At 68.8% G+C, this 727-nt stretch carries 1 protein-coding gene; it reads right to left on the minus strand.

The genetic code is table 11. The annotated features are described in order from the left end of the window. A partial coding sequence (locus tag AC1WTP_RS34445; protein ID WP_481653382.1) for an ABC transporter permease occupies positions 1 to 727 on the minus strand: 727 nt, incomplete at both ends.

The following is a 727-nucleotide window of genomic DNA, read 5'->3' on the forward strand; positions in this document are numbered from 1 at the left end:
GCCTCGCTGATCATGATGCCCCAGGACACCACCGGGGTCTTCAGGCCGACGCCCAGGAAGGACAGCGTGGCCTCGGCGCCGATGAACGAGCCGACCATGATCGTGCCGTACACCAGCAGCGGCGCCAGGCAGTTCGGCAGCAGGTGCTTGAGGATGATCCGCCCGGTGCCGGCACCCAACGCCCGGGCCGCGACGATGTAGTCCGCCTCCTTGGTGGCCAGCACCGAGGAGCGCATCAGCCGCATCACCACCGGCCAGCTCAGCACCGTCAGGGAGAGGATCACCAGGCCCATGATCTCCGGGGTGCTGTTGTCGGTGCCCGAACTGTTGAAGGTGGTCAGGATGACGATGGCGCCGAGGATGAACGGCAGGCCGAAGAAGACGTCGGCGATCCGGGACAGCAGGCCGTCCACCCAGCCACCGCGGTAGCCGGCGATGATCCCCATGGTGCCGCCGATCAGCAGCGTGCCCAGCACCGACAGCACGGCCACCACGATCGACGCGCGGGCGCCGTAGATGACCCGGGCGTAGACGTCGCGCCCCTGCACGTCGTAGCCGAACCAGCCGTCCGCCGACGGCTCCACCCGGCTGCGCGACAGCGCGCCGTTGACCGGGTCGCCGGAGGTGAACAGCGACGGGAACGCGGCCATCACCAGGAAGATCACGATGAACGTCGCCGAGATCCAGAACAGCGGCTTGCGGCGCAGGTCACGCCACGCGTCCCCGA

This window comes from Micromonospora sp. R311, from assembly GCF_056780015.1.